This is a genomic window from Brevibacillus sp. AY1 (assembly GCF_029870785.1).
In the GTDB taxonomy this organism is placed as follows: domain Bacteria; phylum Bacillota; class Bacilli; order Brevibacillales; family Brevibacillaceae; genus Brevibacillus; species Brevibacillus invocatus.
Genome location: NZ_JAFLPN010000036.1, coordinates 1 through 15954, shown reverse-complemented (window position 1 = coordinate 15954; position 15954 = coordinate 1). Strand labels below are relative to the sequence as shown.

At 48.1% G+C, this 15954-nt stretch carries 14 protein-coding genes; 4 read left to right on the top strand and 10 right to left on the bottom strand.

Annotation, left to right across the window (positions count from 1 at the left end; translation table 11 throughout):
* Nucleotides 1–38: 38 nt before the first annotated feature.
* Nucleotides 39–596, bottom strand: a complete 558-nt coding sequence (locus JZI27_RS20375; RefSeq protein ID WP_122908105.1) for a hypothetical protein — start codon at nucleotides 594–596, stop codon at nucleotides 39–41.
* 12 nt (nucleotides 597–608) lie between these two features.
* Entirely contained in the window at nucleotides 609–1658 is a 1050-nt protein-coding gene (locus tag JZI27_RS20370) for an NAD(P)/FAD-dependent oxidoreductase (protein ID WP_280209011.1), read from the bottom strand.
* A gap of 141 nt (nucleotides 1659–1799) precedes the next feature.
* Here JZI27_RS20370 and JZI27_RS20365 point away from each other — a divergent pair, with 141 nt between their 5' ends.
* The 4 genes from JZI27_RS20365 to JZI27_RS20350 are packed head-to-tail and all read left to right on the top strand — an operon-like array spanning nucleotide 1800 to nucleotide 5529.
* Nucleotides 1800–2591, top strand: coding sequence for an ABC transporter ATP-binding protein (locus tag JZI27_RS20365; protein WP_280209010.1), 792 nt, complete (start codon nucleotides 1800–1802; stop codon nucleotides 2589–2591).
* 3 nt (nucleotides 2592–2594) lie between these two features.
* Nucleotides 2595–3518 (top strand): iron-hydroxamate ABC transporter substrate-binding protein, encoded by a 924-nt coding sequence (locus tag JZI27_RS20360; RefSeq protein WP_280209009.1) that lies wholly within the window; start codon nucleotides 2595–2597, stop codon nucleotides 3516–3518.
* The gene (locus tag JZI27_RS20355; protein WP_280209008.1) at nucleotides 3515–4525 is read left to right on the top strand and encodes a FecCD family ABC transporter permease; all 1011 of its coding nucleotides are present in this window, start codon (nucleotides 3515–3517) and stop codon (nucleotides 4523–4525) included. The genes JZI27_RS20360 and JZI27_RS20355 overlap by 4 nt, the downstream gene beginning before the upstream one ends.
* Nucleotides 4522–5529 carry a FecCD family ABC transporter permease gene (locus JZI27_RS20350; RefSeq protein ID WP_251242775.1) on the top strand — a complete coding sequence of 336 codons (1008 nt, stop codon included), beginning with the start codon at nucleotides 4522–4524 and terminating at the stop codon, nucleotides 5527–5529. Before JZI27_RS20355 ends, JZI27_RS20350 begins: the two co-directional genes overlap by 4 nt.
* A 49-nt stretch (nucleotides 5530–5578) precedes the next feature.
* Here JZI27_RS20350 and JZI27_RS20345 read toward each other — a convergent pair whose 3' ends face one another.
* The 8 genes from JZI27_RS20345 to JZI27_RS20310 are packed head-to-tail and all read right to left on the bottom strand — an operon-like array spanning nucleotide 5579 to nucleotide 15749.
* Complete coding sequence (locus JZI27_RS20345; protein WP_280209036.1) at nucleotides 5579–6250, bottom strand: DUF4956 domain-containing protein; 672 nt, start codon at nucleotides 6248–6250, stop codon at nucleotides 5579–5581.
* Between the two features lie 23 nt (nucleotides 6251–6273).
* Nucleotides 6274–6978, bottom strand: coding sequence for a polyphosphate polymerase domain-containing protein (locus JZI27_RS20340; RefSeq protein WP_280209007.1), 705 nt, complete (start codon nucleotides 6976–6978; stop codon nucleotides 6274–6276).
* Nucleotides 6979–6984: 6 nt separating this feature from the next.
* Nucleotides 6985–10110, bottom strand: coding sequence for an exopolysaccharide Pel transporter PelG (gene pelG, locus JZI27_RS20335; RefSeq protein ID WP_280209005.1), 3126 nt, complete (start codon nucleotides 10108–10110; stop codon nucleotides 6985–6987).
* Nucleotides 10086–11525, bottom strand: a complete 1440-nt coding sequence (gene pelF, locus JZI27_RS20330) for a GT4 family glycosyltransferase PelF (protein WP_280209004.1) — start codon at nucleotides 11523–11525, stop codon at nucleotides 10086–10088. Before pelF ends, pelG begins: the two co-directional genes overlap by 25 nt.
* A 4-nt stretch (nucleotides 11526–11529) precedes the next feature.
* Nucleotides 11530–12054, bottom strand: a complete 525-nt coding sequence (locus JZI27_RS20325) for a DUF2194 domain-containing protein (protein WP_280209003.1) — start codon at nucleotides 12052–12054, stop codon at nucleotides 11530–11532.
* Between the two features lie 14 nt (nucleotides 12055–12068).
* Nucleotides 12069–12656, bottom strand: a complete 588-nt coding sequence (locus JZI27_RS20320; RefSeq protein WP_280209002.1) for a DUF2194 domain-containing protein — start codon at nucleotides 12654–12656, stop codon at nucleotides 12069–12071.
* Between the two features lies 1 nt (nucleotide 12657).
* Nucleotides 12658–13551, bottom strand: a complete 894-nt coding sequence (locus tag JZI27_RS20315) for a tetratricopeptide repeat protein (RefSeq protein ID WP_280209000.1) — start codon at nucleotides 13549–13551, stop codon at nucleotides 12658–12660.
* Between the two features lie 5 nt (nucleotides 13552–13556).
* Nucleotides 13557–15749: an NAD-dependent epimerase/dehydratase family protein gene (locus tag JZI27_RS20310; protein WP_280208999.1), complete on the bottom strand. Its 2193-nt coding sequence runs from the start codon at nucleotides 15747–15749 to the stop codon at nucleotides 13557–13559.
* Between the last annotated feature and the right edge of the window lie 205 nt (nucleotides 15750–15954).

Below are 15954 nucleotides of genomic sequence, written 5' to 3'. Positions count from 1 at the left end.
TGAAGGAAGGCCCCTCGCGATGAAGGGCCTTCCTCTCTTTATCCACCAACAGCCGCCAGCCAGCGCTCCGCTTCTTTCGTCAGCCCAGCCCAATCACTCGCTGCGATCAAATCATTGCGCAGCAAGGCACTGCCCGCTCCGACAGCATGTGCACCGGCATCCAAATATTCTTTCGCCGTCTCCAGCGTGATCCCGCCCGTACACATGATTGGAATATGCGCCAGCGGTCCTTTTACGTCCTTGATGAACGAAGGACCCAATACTGATGCTAAGTTTTGCTGCAATTTGAGGATGGATTCGGACGCCCGATTAATCTCGGGGATTCTTTCCTCCAGCTCCACAATCTTCTGAGCCTTGTCATGCAGATCTGGCAGCTTCTGTTCCAGCTCCAGAACCTTCTGACCGGCAGCCTCGATCTCAGGCAGCTTGCTTTCCAAGTCATAAATGCCGCTTTGGATTTTGCGAATGGTCGGCAGCTGCTCTTCGATCTGAATTCCGATCTCCGCCAGCTTCGTCAACAAGGCCTGACTCACTGCTTCTGTAAAATTTTCGTTGATCTCTTTGGCAATCGTTGTAGCCCCAGCGTGCCTGAGCATCCCAGCTGTCTGTTATCTGATCATTTGCTTGATAATTTCCCGGTTGCGCTGTTTAAAAACCTCATTATGGGAGGACACCATTCCGGTTTTGCTCGCATCAGGCTGGATGTATTGCTTGGCTTTGTTTACTGCATTGGCTGCGTCTTGAAAGGCACCTGCGATCAAATTCACCTTCCCGTCGTGCGAGAGGATATCACCGGCAGCGTAAAGACCCGGAATCGATGATTCGCTGCTTGCATTACCAGCTATGTAGTACTGCTCCGCCATTTCAATATTCAATTCGCTATTTTGCAGCAAAGTCGTATCGCGTTCGTACCCGTGGCTGATGATGACCTCATCAATCGGCAAATACGAAACCTCTCCTGTATCATGATGGGTCAATTCTACTCGTTCAATCCGTTCATGATCTGCACTTGCGATCAATTTTGTAATCGACGTCTTAAAAAAACACTGAACAGAGCTTTTCATCAATTGTGATACCTGCGCCTCGTGACCCGTCATCGCTTCTTTTCGGTAGGTTAAGTAAACTTGCTTCGCGATCGGCTCCAATTCATTGGCCCAATCCAGCGCCGCATTTCCTCCACCTGAAATCATAATGGTTTTGTCTTTAAACTGCTTGAGCGATTTCACCGTGTAATTCAAATTGGAGACCTCGAAACGATCCGCGCCCTCAATCTCCAGCTTTTGAGGCTTTAAGATTCCGCTGCCAATCGCTACGATCACGGTTTTGGAAAAATGCTGCTCGCCGGACTCCGTATGCAGCACAAATATCCCTTCTTCATTGCGTGTGATCGAGGTAACTTTTTCATTCAGGACCACCTCTGGGTGAAAGGTTAGTCCCTGCTCCACCAGCTGTTCAATTAATTTCGCACCTGGGACCGGCGTCAGACCCCCAACGTCCCATATCATTTTTTCGGGATAGACGTGAATCTTGCCGCCCAAATGAGGTTGGAATTCGATCAGCTTTGTTTTCAATTCTCGTAGTCCGCTATAAAAAGTAGAATAAAGCCCCGCCGGACCTCCTCCAATAACTGTAACATCATACAAATCCTGATGTGCCACATCGGTCACTCCCTACACTTCTTTTTCCGTTCAAAAACAGTTGACAACCAACTGAGGCATTTCTTATATTGTTTACAATAACGAAATTGATAATCATTATCAAATGTTTTTTTAACCTTTTCTACATACGGAGGTCATATCATGGCTCGCCTCTATACGAATGATTTGAGTATTGGCTACGGTGAACAGCTCATTGTCAAGGAGCTCAGCATCAAAATCCCGGACAAGAAAATTACCACGATCATTGGCTCCAATGGCTGCGGCAAATCTACGCTGTTGAAAGCCATTACGCGGATAATTGCACCGCAATCAGGCACCGTCATTTTGGATGGAGAAAACATTTCCAAGGAAAACACGAAATTACTGGCTAAAAAAATGGCGATTCTACCCCAAACACCCGAGAGTGCAAGCGGACTGACAGTAGGCGAACTCGTATCCTACGGCCGCTTTCCCTATCAAAATGGCTTTGGGCGTTTAACCAAACGGGATTATGAGGTCATTGACTGGGCACTGGAGGTCACCGGGACCATCGACTACAAGTATCGGCCCGTAGATGCCCTGTCAGGCGGGCAGCGCCAACGAGTTTGGATCGCGATGGCTGTAGCCCAAGAAACCGATATTATTTTTCTGGATGAACCCACGACCTATTTGGATATGGCGCACCAGCTGGAAGTACTGGAGCTTTTGCAAAGGCTGAATACCGAACAGGGACGTACGGTTGTCATGGTGCTTCACGACTTAAACCAGGCAGCCCGTTTTGCCGACTATATCATCGCGCTAAAAGACGGAGAGATCGTGAAAGCCGGCAATTGCGAAGAAGTGATCCATTACGACGTTCTGAAGAAGGTCTTTCATATCGATGCAGAAATCGGACGTGATCCTCGCACCAACAAGCCGATGTGCATCACCTATAACCTGATCAAAGGAGAATAGAAAATGAAGAAAGTACTGTTCCCACTCCTGCTTGTTCTTGCGCTTCTCGTCAGTGCCTGCGGAAGCGGATCACCAGAGAAAGCAGCAGAAAACCCAGCCTCCGACGAAAAACAATCAGACACGATTACCTACCAATCGGAAAATGGCCCGATCGAGGTTCCAGCCCATCCGCAGCGAGTGATTGTACTTTCATCTTTCACTGGAAACTTCATGGCTCTGGATGTTCCGCTGGTCGGTGTGGATTCATGGTCAAAGATGAATCCGAGGTTTGCTGAAAAGCTAAAACAGGTGGAAGAAGTATCGGATGAAAGTCTGGAAAAAATCATCGAACTCGACCCGGATTTGATCATTGGCCTGTCCACAATCAAAAACATCGACAAGCTGAGTCAAATCGCACCTACCGTCACCTACACCTATGACAAGGTCGACTACCTGACTCAGCACTTGGAGCTCGGAAAGCTCGTAAACAAAGAAAAAGAAGCTCAAGCCTGGATTGACGATTTTAAGCAGCGGGCAAAAAAAGCTGGTGAAGACATCAAAGCGAAGATCGGGGCAGATTCTACCGTCTCTGTCATTGAAAGCTTTGACAAGCAGCTGTATGTCTTTGGCGATAACTGGGGGCGCGGCACAGAGATTCTCTATCAGGAAATGAAGCTCAAAATGCCTGAAAAAGTAAAGGAAATGGCATTAAAAGAGGGCTACTATGCCCTGTCTGCTGAAGTGCTGCCTGAATTTTCCGGAGACTACGTCGTTTTTAGCAAAAACAGCAAAGCTGACAACTCGTTTCAGGAAACCGAGACGTATAAAAGCATTCCTGCCGTCAAAAACAACCGTGTGATTGAAGTGAATGCGAACGAATTTTATTTTAACGATCCACTGACGCTGGATTACCAGCTGGAGGTATTTACGGAGAGCTTTCTGCGATGACAAAAGCGCATCAACGTCCCACCCGGTTTGTCTATCAGCTCATTGCCGCAGTCCTGATGTTTCTGGCTATGTTCGCCGTTGCCATGCTGATAGGAGCAGCTGAGACTACGGCGAAGGATGTATGGCTGGCTCTTACCTCTCGTGCTTCAGGGGATAAAATTACTCTTATTCGCGAAATTCGCCTGCCTCGAGAGATCGCGGCAATCTTTGTGGGAGCGGCACTTGCTATAGCTGGTGCCATCATGCAAGGAATGACCCGAAACCCGCTGGCTGACCCGGGCCTGCTTGGACTCACAGCAGGAGCCAATGCCGCTCTGGCTCTGACCCTTGCCCTGATCCCTGCCGCTGATTATTACTCCATCATGCTGGCATGCTTCGCTGGAGCGGCAGTGGGTGCCTTCATGGTATTCGGCATTGGCGCCATGAAAAAGGGTGGATTCTCGCCGCTTCGAATTGTACTGGCAGGCGTTGCAGTTTCGACCTTGCTATACGCGATCGCGGAGGGCATTGGTCTCGCCTTCAAAATATCGAAGGACGTCTCCATGTGGACTGCCGGAGGCATGATCGGAACCACTTGGGCCCAGCTGCAGGTGGTCATTCCGGTTATTGTCATCGGCACTCTGATCGCTTTGTTCTTTGCCAGACAGCTGACGATTCTCAGCCTAAGTGAAGAAGTAGCGGTTGGATTGGGGCAAAAGACCACGCAAATCAAAATCATACTCTTTATCGTAATCATTCTTCTGACCGGGGCATCTGTAGCACTGGTGGGAAATATGACGTTCATTGGGCTGATGATTCCACATATGGTCCGCGCTCTTGTAGGAACCGATTACCGTTTCATCCTGCCGATGTCAGCTATTGTCGGGGCTTCTTTTATGCTGTTTGCCGATACTCTGGGACGAATCATCAACGCTCCCTATGAAACGCCGGTTGCGGCGATTGTCACCATGCTTGGACTCCCCTTTTTCCTTTTGATCGTACGTAAAGGGGGCAAAGCCTTCTCATGATCCAGCCCGCACTCCTGAAAAAGCAAAGAATCACTCTAGCGGTATTACTGGCGCTCATCGTCACTACCTCCTTGATCGGCCTGGGGACTGGGTACTCCTCGTTGTCTTTTGACAGGCTGATTCCAACCCTGTTTGGTCAAGGTACGTTCAAAGAAGAGTTTGTGCTCTTTTCTATTCGCTTGCCTCGGTTAGTCGTTACGCTCTTGGCGGGAATGGCTCTTGCTTTATCCGGCGCAATCCTTCAGGGCATTACGCGCAATGATTTGGCTGACCCCGGTATTATCGGCATCAACTCGGGAGCAGGTGTGGGGATCGCCATTTTCTTTTTATTTTTTCCCGTACAGGCAGGCTCGTTACTTTATTTCCTTCCGCTTGTCGCCTTTATCAGCGCATTGTTCACTGCTTGTCTTATTTACCTGTTATCGTTCAACAAAAGCTCTGGTCTGCAGCCGGTAAGGCTCATGCTCGTCGGGGTCGGTTTTTCTATGGCTCTCTCCGGCGTGATGATCGTCCTTATTTCCTCCGCTGAGCGGGCAAAAGTAGACTTTATTGCGAAGTGGATAGCCGGAAACATCTGGGGTACGGATTGGCCTTTTGTATGGGCGATTCTGCCTTGGCTCGTGGTACTCATTCCCTTTGCGCTCTATAAAGCTCATACCTTGAATCTCCTGTCCCTACATGAACCTGTAGCGATCGGGCTTGGCCTATCGATTGAAAAGGAGCGTGTGGTCTTGCTTCTGACGGCCGTTGCCCTCGCAGCTTCTGCGGTCTCTGTCACGGGAGGAGTCGCCTTTATTGGTCTCATGGCTCCCCATATAGCGAAGGCTTTGGTCGGTCCCAGAAACCAGCTGGCTCTGCCTGTCGCTCTATTCATGGGTGGATGGCTGTTGCTGATTGCTGACACCATTGGCCGCAATCTGCTTGGCCCTGACGGAATCCCGGCCGGCATCGTCGTAGCCCTCATTGGAGCGCCCTATTTTATCCGGTTACTATTAAAAAAATAGCAGCCTCAACATCGGCGTTGAGGCTGCTATTTCCCATCGTACAGCAATTTTATTGTGCGTAATCTCCCGTGTAATTGATTAGAGAGACATCATTTACGCCCTTCAATTCACTAATGGTCTGCACGAAGGCTGTATTGTCATCATGCATCATCACTTCTACAGTCAGCTCGGTGAAGCCCTTGCGCACCGTCTTCGATTTCAGCTTGCTGTTCAGCTTGCGCAGCTCTACCCGGAGCTGATCTGCTGCTTCTTCCGTATGGCGGACGATCAGGAGATAGGCTTGCTCCTTGACCTTGCGCTTGGACAGCCATATGATCACCAGACCGACGATGATAGAGCCTCCCAATGCGAGCGGGTACATCTTCGCACCACTGGCAATCCCTGCAGAGATCGCCCAGAACATATAGACGATGTCGAGCGGATCCTTGACTGCCGTCCTGAAGCGCACGATACTGAGCGCACCCACCATCCCCAGCGAGAGGACGATGTTGGTGCTGATGGTCATAATAATCAAGGCTGTCAGCATGGACATCAGTACAAACGAGACGTTGTAGTTGTAGCTATAGACGACACCTCGAAAGGTTTTCTGATAGATCCAGTAAATAAACATCCCTATTGCAAATGAGCACAACAGCCCCAGAATCATATCGATGTACGATACGCTGCGAAAAGCTTCCAAATGAAGGATGCTCTTTTTTACAATGTCCTGAAAATTCAACACTTCCCCCATAACGACACCTCTGCCTATTCTTTAAAATGTTTTACATTCACTTCGCGGCATAATACGTACTTCGAAATGGAAGAACGTTGATGACTATGCGGTTGGATAATCTGACGAATAAAATCCGGAATGAAGGAGTCGAACTTCACTTCCATAATCGTCTGCGGAACCTGGATAGCTTCTTCCAATACCAGATTGGAGTCGAACAAATCATAGGAATTGACCCCGGCAGCCAGCTTTTTATCGAATGTAATGCGTACATTGCCATAATCGTAGACATAGGCTTCTCGCCAATATTCCACGATAGCGGTAGGACGGAAAGCACGATGCGCCAGAGCGGTATAAAAATCTCGCAGCATAGGGGAGTTCTTCTCCCACAAAAATCTGTACTCTCCTTGCCTGATCCATTCATATTCCTCGCGATTGATCCGGAAAGACTCTTTCCATACATAATCACCACGTTTGCTCTTGCGCTCGATCGAGATGATATCGTCATTTCCGTTGTAGATGCGAATTCGATATTTTTCCCGGTTGAAGATGCCGTTGTTCTTGTCGATCAGGGCATGATCATGCGGACTGTCGAAGTACAGACTGCGAATGCAGTAGCCATCCGAATGGATAGAGTGCTCGTCCATCATGAGCATGGCCGATACTTTCTGCCGCAGGACTTCATAGTCATGGATATGCAAATAGTATTTTTGCTCGGTCCGGAATTTTCGTTCTTGCAATGGCAATTACTCCACCTCGAATTCTCTCATGCCAAAAAAGTAATCGGCATCACTATTCATATAGTAATCGAATGAATTTTGGGAGTTGCCCTTGCTATCCCTTACGACAACCTTCCAGTAGTAAGTACCGGGTGGCAGCGCTGGAATCTCCATCCGGTTCTCTTTCAAGTTGGTCCTGCTCGCAACGATTTGTGTAAACTGAGGATCTTTAGAAACTGTTGAATCATAGACGAGCTCGTCCCCCTGCAGATCGAACGAGATTTGCCATGAAAACTTCAGCAAATGATCATCCTGTTCCACTTCATCCTGAAAGAATGGCTGCGGCTTCTCCAGTTCATCCAGAAAACGCTGCATGCCTCGTTCCGGTGTATTCGCCAAGATTTGAAGTTCGTTCTTAAAATGACTGTTCAGTCCTGGCAAGTAAGCCATATCCGGATTTCTGAATAAGAAAGGCTCTACCGTTTTGGTGTAGCTGTTCAACAACTGTGTGATGTGTTCCTTGTTGATCGTCTTCGAGAGTTCCTCCATCTTTATCTTTAGCTGCTCTACGTGCTCGGTATGGCGGAAGTAACGATTATGAAGAACCGATCCCCAATAGTTGGATATCCCGTTTTGATAAGGGTGTATACTTCCTTTTCTTCGCTGCAATTCCCATCCACCGTCATAGTCCCACGGAAGGAAATACCATTTGTCCGAATTGAGCGGTGAATACAAATAGTAGTTGTTGGCATCCGTATCCATGTTATCCATCAGGATATTCGCTGCCGTCCAGGTCAAGAAATTATCCAGGTCAAAATGCTTCTCTATGACTTTTTCAATCGGTATGCTGCGGTCATTCACATCGTTGAGCATACTAATCAGCTTGTCATGCTCTTCTCGCCCTTTGATCTCAAGAATCTCTTCAAATGCAGCTTTATTGTATGTTGGATCGTCATGTGGTTTGATGTTCTCTTCATATCGCTCAAATTCAAAAAAGGAGACCTTGTATAAATACCCGTTGGGATCAAGCATGTGAGCCTTTAAAAACTGCTTGTTTGGCTGTTCCACATGTGTGTACAAACCGTAATCCACAAAGGGGGCCTGAAGATTTCCCGTAGACAGGTCCTTGACATACATATGCACAAATTGCGTTCTCAGACTTGTCATATCCGGAATCTCTTCAAACAGATCAAAGCTCAGTTTATTTCTGACTCTGGACAAGTCCAGGCTGTGCTTGTTTAAATTGAACGACCTTTGGTCGAGCCACAGACCCGCTTCGTCGTTTAATTTGATCCGATAAGATTTCTGAGAGGAATACCATGCCGTTCTTCCCCGAAGCGTGATGGTGCCGTTCGCTTTGTCTGTTCCGAAACCGAACATCCCCGTCATCGGTCCCTTTCCGCCACCCGCTCCCTCCTGCATGATCATTTCCAGCTTTCCTTCGCCCCCGTCCGGAAGTCGGTTTAATCCGTACCAGTCCAGAGGCTTATCTGCATTGGGCTTATCCGGCAAAATCGTCACGTAGAGTGTCTTCAGCGACCCGTCATCGTCTCGTTCGTAAATCCTCTTGTCTTCGATCAACCTGGATGTCGAGTCGTCAGCAGGCTGTTCGATTTCCTCGGCTTGTGCCTCTGCCTGTCCTGCTTCCTGTCCTGCGGCATTTCCGTTGTCAGCCCCTGTCGAGCAAGCGGATAGTCCGAGACTCAAGACGAGCAGTACAGAGACAAACGTTTGCTGCTTATTGAAAAATGATTTCTCCTTCGTCAGCTTCTTGGGACTGATCGGCTGCGAGCAGAAGGTGAAGTAGTCGATGTTTCTCAATACGTGCAGCAATCTAACAATCACGACGACAAGTGCGATGAAGGATGCGATAAACATACCCAGACCATCATACTCAAGGTGCATCATCCAGGTCGTGAAGCCAATATTCAACAGGACGAACAGCGCTCCGATGAGAAGGACACCTTTTCGGTCATCAAAATACATCAGAATATGTGTCAGAACGAACATGATGATAAAGAGAAAGTAAGCTAACGCCAACAAAATAAAGACGTCAAGCTGTGCCATCGTGAAGCCGATCGTCGGAAGAAACTTGATACCCAGCGCAATCGACAGGACGGTAAAAAGCAGTTGGATCTCCATCAGAAAGCTGATCTCGCGGATGAGCGTTTTCTGCATCGATGACTTCGCCGCCCGGATGTCGGTCACAGTTCCTCCGTTTAAGATATTCAAATAGTAGATGCGAAACTTCTCATAGAAGGAGGTCTCTACCGAAACAACAAATGTAACCAGCGTAGGCATCACGCTGATGAACGCGTAAAACACGGGCAAATCATAGAAAGGCATGACCAGAAATTGATCAGCCACCTCTACACCCCTGGGTCCGAGCCAATACACGAAGTTGTGCAGGTAGACACCTGAGTACACAAAGCAGCCTGCGAAAAACAGGGAGCTGTACTTCCCGAAATACCGAAGAAAATCGAAGTAGAATTGGCTCCTGCCTCTAGGGAACCGCTGTTCAAAATGGTAAAAGGACAGCGCCGCGATGATGAAAAATCCCGTGTCAATTCCCAGGAGCGCCGCTGTCGTCGCCTGCAAATCCGTCAGGAGAAACAGCAGCCAGCCGCTTAAAAGAGCTGCGGCCACACCAATGATGAAGCTGCGAACAATGCGAATATAGTCTTTCAGTGCGGACAAATAGACGCCCTGAAGCCAGATCACGATCAATTCCATGAAAAACAGGTAAGCCGCAATCTTATAGTCCAAGCTTGCCGATACCTGACTCACGAACAGCGCAGCGATTACTCCACCAATCGGCAGGATGAAAATCAACGCACCGTAATAGGAAGACATCAAGCGATCGTATTTCTTTTCATAGATCATGTCTGCCACATAGCGAGTGAGTACCATCGAGATGCCACTGGTAAAAATGATCGAAAAGACAAAGCAATACGATACCGTCGCGATGTACAGCTCCCACTCGATGTAGCTGCTGTTATTCGCTGACATGATTTGCTGCAGTGCGATGATCAATACCATACACAGGATCATCGGGCCCACTGTCGTCAAGGAAGAGTAGGCATACGCTTTGACGTTATTGATCAGCCCTTGCTCACGAAACAGCTTTCTCAGCTCGAAGCCAATCCCTGCCATTGCGGTACACCTCCCAACGATTCGTACAGCTTGCAATAGCCCGCGATGACATCCTGCTGCCGATAATGCTTTTCCACACGAATAAATGCATTTCTTCCCATCTCTTCTCGCAGCTTTTGATCCCGGCATAGCTGAATGGCTGCCTGAGCAATCTGCTCGTAGTGCATAACCGGAACGATCAAGCCCGCAGCACCTATGCCATCATCCAGTCCATAGAGCAGCTCTTTGCAGCTGCCTACATTGGTCGCGACAAAAGGCTTGGAGCTGGCCATCCCCTCCAGAATCGCCAAAGGCTGTCCTTCACTGATACTCGTAAGCATCAGCATGTCCATTTTGCCAAGGTAATCCTTTACCCGTACTGAACCGGTAAACGTAACATCAGACAGCTCCAGCGCCGCTGCCAGCTGCTGGCACTCCTCATAATACTGCTCGTCCTCTTCGTACGGCCCCATGATGTAAAATTCCGTATTCGGCACCTCACGCTTAATGACGGCAAAGCTTTGAAGTATCGTTTTGATATCCTTGATCGGCACTACGCGGACCACTGCACCAATCCGGATGATATCGTCCTGTGGAGCGACAGGCAAATCGATGTATTCGTCGGTGTGCACACCATTTGGAATAATCGTGATCTTGGACTCGTTGCAGCCGAGCTCTATCTGAATTTCCTTGTTGTGATGAAAAAGTGTGGTCACCTGATCAGCTGCCTGATAGGCGCAAGTCGAAAGCCGGTAAAAATATTGAATCCAGAGGTCCTTGAAGTAGCCTTTCACCCATTCTGCCTTGATGATCTCTTCTTCTCGCTCCCGTGTATAGATACCGTGCTCGGTCAATAGCAACGGACTGCCGTGCAAATGCTTGGCAAGAGCGCCTACCACTCCGGCATAGCCAGTAGATACGCTATGGTAGAGATCCGCCTTCGGAATATCGTTGCGAATTCCAAGAAACAAAGGGAGGATCATGGATCGGACAGTCCAGAACATTTCCGTAAACGGCACTAACGAATAATGATTGCGGCACAGCTCCTCCAGCAAATCGAAGAAATCCTTGCTGGAAAGGAAATCTGCCGCATTGCGATACTTGCTGCTACGAAGCAGTTCAAACAGCTGGTTCCAGTGTACTTCATCATCGGAGCCGAGCAATGCCTGCATATTTTTCTTTTGGTTATTGCGAATATGAAAAGTCTTGCCCCAGACGCCCTCCTCATCCAAGTATTCATCCAGGAACGTTTCTTTGACCTCGATAATATTGGGAGGGAGCGTGTATTTGAATTGCCCCCTCTGCTTGCTTTGAGCGCCGATGGCATAAATCACAAATTCATGCTCGGGCATCTGGAGGGCAAGGTTATGGATCCAGCTGGATACACCACCGGTTACATATGGGTACGAGCCTTCCGCAATTATACAAATCCTCATATGATCACCCGCCTAACCCTATTGAGAATGTGGAGCTGAACACCGTCACCAGATAGGCGTTCTCACCGATTTTTTGGACTGTGCAGTTTTCTTGTTTTGCAATTTTTCGTTCTGTTCTCAATACGTAATACAACGAATCCCTGTAATTCTCCACTTGCCCCCGAATATGGTCTGCATCCTTTGTCACATGCACATGGGTATAGAGTGCCATGACCATATCCAGTCCCGCTTCTGTAGACGTAATGTCCCTCATCCAGGGATGTGTCTTGTTTAAACGTTCCATATAATTCGAAAAGTCATCATACAGCTTTTCCCAGGACTGTTCACGCCCTCTGTGTGCGTCCAGCAAATCGTCCGGGTGAAGGAAATGGGAGAAAACGCCGATCGACGTAATGGTGTTCGCTTCCAACCACCTGTAGTATGGTGTTTCAAAATAGCCGGATGTGACCCTCGGCATTTCGATGACACCGTCTTCCGATAGCTCATATTCCTGCACATATGCCCGGTTGTCATCATCGGTATCGTACAACGAAGCGATCACCGTCAATTCGGGCCAGGCATTTTTGACCGCTTTGCGCCTAGAAGCACGTTGGAGGTGAGGTGAATCCCTTTGGTCAGCTGGGGATACTCAAACTCGACAATCCCGAGCTTGCGATAGATTTGGTAAAAGCGGTCCCCAATCGCGGGTGTATGCATCAGGAAAGCTGATCCTCCGTTGTGTACGAACTCTTCCAGTCCTTCCGCATGATCCTTCAGCGCATTAAGCTCATTCGTTGCGAGGAGTACGGCCGCGCACATCTCATAATTGAATATTTTCGTATTCAGGTCGACTTCTTCCGTCTGGCGCTTCATGTAGGACAGTGTGCGAGCCACGTTGTCCTTCAATGCTTCACTTAGCTGGTCATTCTTCAGGTAGCCGAGACAAAACAGTTCGTCAGTAAGAGATATATCGGGTTTTTGACTAGTCGCGGTCACCTGGGCTACCAGCGCTTCTCGTTCTGCCAATAGCTGGTCCGTATGCTTGAATTGCAGGACAAGCTGTGACCTAGCGATTTGAATGATGATAGCCAAAGCCATAATGGAAATGAGAATGATGTATACATTCCGCTTAAATTGAACTTCCTTGCGCATCTTATGCTCCTTCCGACCAGAAACGAACGAGCGTCAATGCATGATTGGACAGACGCATTGGCGTCCTCTTCAGTCTGTCCAGCGTTTCGTATAGCTTGACTGCCGATTTCGTCGAATAGTAAACCTTCAGCAAGCATAGATAAGCATCTTCGCTGAATGGATGTTTTTCGATATAGAGCAGCCCCGTTGTTTCTGCCTCTCCGAACATACCCAGCTCAAGCTCTACATGTACTTTCTCGTGATAGGCCCATTCCGAGTTTTCCGCCAGCTCAGTCAGGCTCTCAAGCACAGCCAGATAGGTATAGCGATGCTTCAACAATGTACGCCCATCCAAAAATCCGCTGCTCATAAACCCTTTTAACACTTCGGCATATGTCCGGACCACATGTTCGTCCTGCTTGTTGTTTTCATACTGTACCGACAGATCCTGCAGGGCCAGAAGCATCTTGCGCTTCACTTCCATGATCGCGCTCACCGCATAGTGGGAGGTTTCCGTATCCTCGTTGCTGACCGCCCTTTGCAAAATTTCCAAGTAGTGATTCGTATCCTGCTTCAGAACATCAATCATGACCCTACGACGAGTCTGATGCTCACTGATCAGGAGCGCATCCTCGATCGGAATAACGCTTAGCTCCTTCTCTGTCTCCATTCGCGAATAGACCCCTATGCGGCGAACCTGATGCTCTTCCTGCTGACGGGTGACATAATCACTGAATTCCTCGTCCGCGTCTCTATGTAAGTCCTTTGGCCAAAATAGCGGGAACAGCCAGCCTACGATCGGGAATGCCGTTACCAAAATCACACGCAGCAGCCAATCCTTTGGAGATTTTCTATATCGCAGGCCAAGCAATACGGCGGATAGAACCACATATAGTCCAAACAGGATTCCTAACATACCTACTACAGCTCCTCTTCTACTACCCTTAAGGAGATACCCTTCTCGGCAAAACGTTGCAGCACATGGTTCGCATCTTCCATGCTGGTGTTGGAAAGCAGGATGACGAGACGGTTCTCTGCATCAAGGCCCGTATAATCTGTCTCTCGCAACATGCCATCGATCAAATCTGCATGTTCTGCCAATATCATGTCCTTCTTGCTCGCTCTAAGCAGCAGATAAGGGGTTTGATGCTGTTCCTTGGCCAGCCTCTTGGTCTTGAGGATGTTTTGGAATGCTTCATAGCGCAGAAGAGAGGTTCCCTCCACATATCGCTGATTTTCGGTAGCTTCGATGTAGGCAAAAGCCTTGGAGAGAGCTGACGATACCAGATCGGTCGTGATTTTAAACAAGTTTTGGTGATAGAGCGAAAACTTTTCAAAGGACAGGCCGTCGATCGCTACTACTGCCGCAATCTGATCGTGATAGTAGATCGGAGCGCACATGAGCGGAGCACCGTCGGACAGGTCCTTATTGATGAAGACCTTGCCATCCCGCAAAACGGTGGTAGTGAATTCATGCTGCTCCACCTTCAGCGATTTCGGCGCCTGCGTATCATTCTTGCTGGAATGCGCCACTAAACGGAGAAAAGTTCGACTGCGGTTGACCGTGTAGATGGAGACGTTCGGCACGCTCATAATCGATCTGACGACATTTACCGTGGCATTGAAGACATGCTCAGGTTCAAGGCTCTCCAGCTCTTTGGTAATGGAGTAAATTTTCCCATAGCTGTCGCCCGATTTCAGGATGCGAAGCTGCAGTTCATCCTTTACTTCACGCACTTCGTTGTAGACACCATTCAAAAACTCGTATCGGCCTTCCAGCTCCTGAATTTTTTGCTCCTGGTTCTGGATTTGCGCATTCTTGCGATCAATAGAATAGCCAACAACGAGCCCAATAAACAGATAGATCGCGATCTGGAAGAAGAAATCGGTATCATACAATAGTGAAATAAGTTCACGTCCATCCAATATCTTCTGATAGATGTACAGCCCGATGGACAAGACGACAGCGAGGACGGATTGGCGATTGCCGTACAGATTACCCATGATGGTGATATAAAACAATTTCACATCAATTGCGCCGTACGCCCCGTACTGTTGACTGAGCGTCAGCCATGCTGTGAGGGCGAAAGCCAGGAGATTTTCGGCATAGGGCATGAGCCGTTTGAAAATGTGTAGAGATGCGTTAGTGAAAGCAGAAGGCTCGACTGCGATCGATGCTGCCGCTTCCTTTTTCGTCAACTCCTGTTCGAAATAGGTATATGTACGTTGAATCCCTTCCTCGACCGTATACATGGGGGTCCAATCCAGATCCCGCTTTATCTTGGTGTTATCCAGCACGGATCGCTCGATATCTCCTGGTCGTTTGTCTACGTAAACGACTTGCTCTTGTTTCAGATCCCGTGCGTGATACATGGATTCTACGAGTGTATTGACGCTTGTTTCGATTCCAGTCGACAGATTATAAACGCCCGTCAGCTGAGCATAGGAAGAGCGGTAAATGGCATCAGCTACGTCCTCCACATAAATGAAATCCCGTGTCTGGTTGCCATCTCCGTGAATGTGGAGTGGTTGTCCAGTCAATACGCGGTTCATAAAGATGGAGACAACTCCGCCTTCTCCCAGTTCATCCTGTCTCGGGCCATACACATTGGAAAAACGGAATCCCTGTGTCTGCAATCCGTACAATTCCTTCCACTTGGAACAGTACGATTCCCCGACCCATTTGCTTATCCCATATGGAGAAATGGGAGAGCAGGAAGCATTCTCAGCAATAGGCAGCTCTGTCTTTACACCATATACAGCTGCAGACGACGCATAAATAAACTTAGCTATGTTGTATTTCTTGGACAGACTCAACATATGGACCAATCCAAGCACATTGGATTCGGAGTCTTGCATCGGGTTTGCAATTGATGTGATGACGCTAACCTGAGCAGCCATGTGGATCACCACGTCGATTTTATTGGCACGAAAAACCTCTTCGCATTTCGCGTCCTCCACCGACAGAATATATCCTTTATGCTTGAAATCAATGTTGCTCTTTTTCCCTGTCGAGAGATTATCAATAATGTATACGTCATGGCCTTCCTTATGAAATCTGTCAGCCACGTGAGATCCGATAAAACCGTATCCACCCGTTATCAATACTTTCAATCTAAATCACCGCTCTCACCTGATATAATCTCTTTTTCAATTTAGTTCCTTCAACCTATCGAAACTAGTAACATCGGACTATGAAATCTATTATCATACGTCATTTTACGAATGTAAAATATTACTTAAATCACTAGCGTTGCATAAAAAATGCGTTTGTGATTTGTCGAAGTATTCTGAATGAAATCTTCAGCTTCCCAACCAA

Coding starts and splice junctions, on each gene's coding strand:
- JZI27_RS20320 (WP_280209002.1), bottom strand. CDS start 12,656: ATGCGCAAGGAAGTTCAATTTAAGCGGAATGTATACATCATTCTCATT.
- JZI27_RS20375 (WP_122908105.1), bottom strand. CDS start 596: ATGCTCAGGCACGCTGGGGCTACAACGATTGCCAAAGAGATCAACGAA.
- JZI27_RS20365 (WP_280209010.1), top strand. CDS start 1,800: ATGGCTCGCCTCTATACGAATGATTTGAGTATTGGCTACGGTGAACAG.
- pelG (WP_280209005.1), bottom strand. CDS start 10,110: ATGGCAGGGATTGGCTTCGAGCTGAGAAAGCTGTTTCGTGAGCAAGGG.
- pelF (WP_280209004.1), bottom strand. CDS start 11,525: ATGAGGATTTGTATAATTGCGGAAGGCTCGTACCCATATGTAACCGGT.
- JZI27_RS20315 (WP_280209000.1), bottom strand. CDS start 13,551: ATGTTAGGAATCCTGTTTGGACTATATGTGGTTCTATCCGCCGTATTG.
- JZI27_RS20355 (WP_280209008.1), top strand. CDS start 3,515: ATGACAAAAGCGCATCAACGTCCCACCCGGTTTGTCTATCAGCTCATT.
- JZI27_RS20360 (WP_280209009.1), top strand. CDS start 2,595: ATGAAGAAAGTACTGTTCCCACTCCTGCTTGTTCTTGCGCTTCTCGTC.
- JZI27_RS20350 (WP_251242775.1), top strand. CDS start 4,522: ATGATCCAGCCCGCACTCCTGAAAAAGCAAAGAATCACTCTAGCGGTA.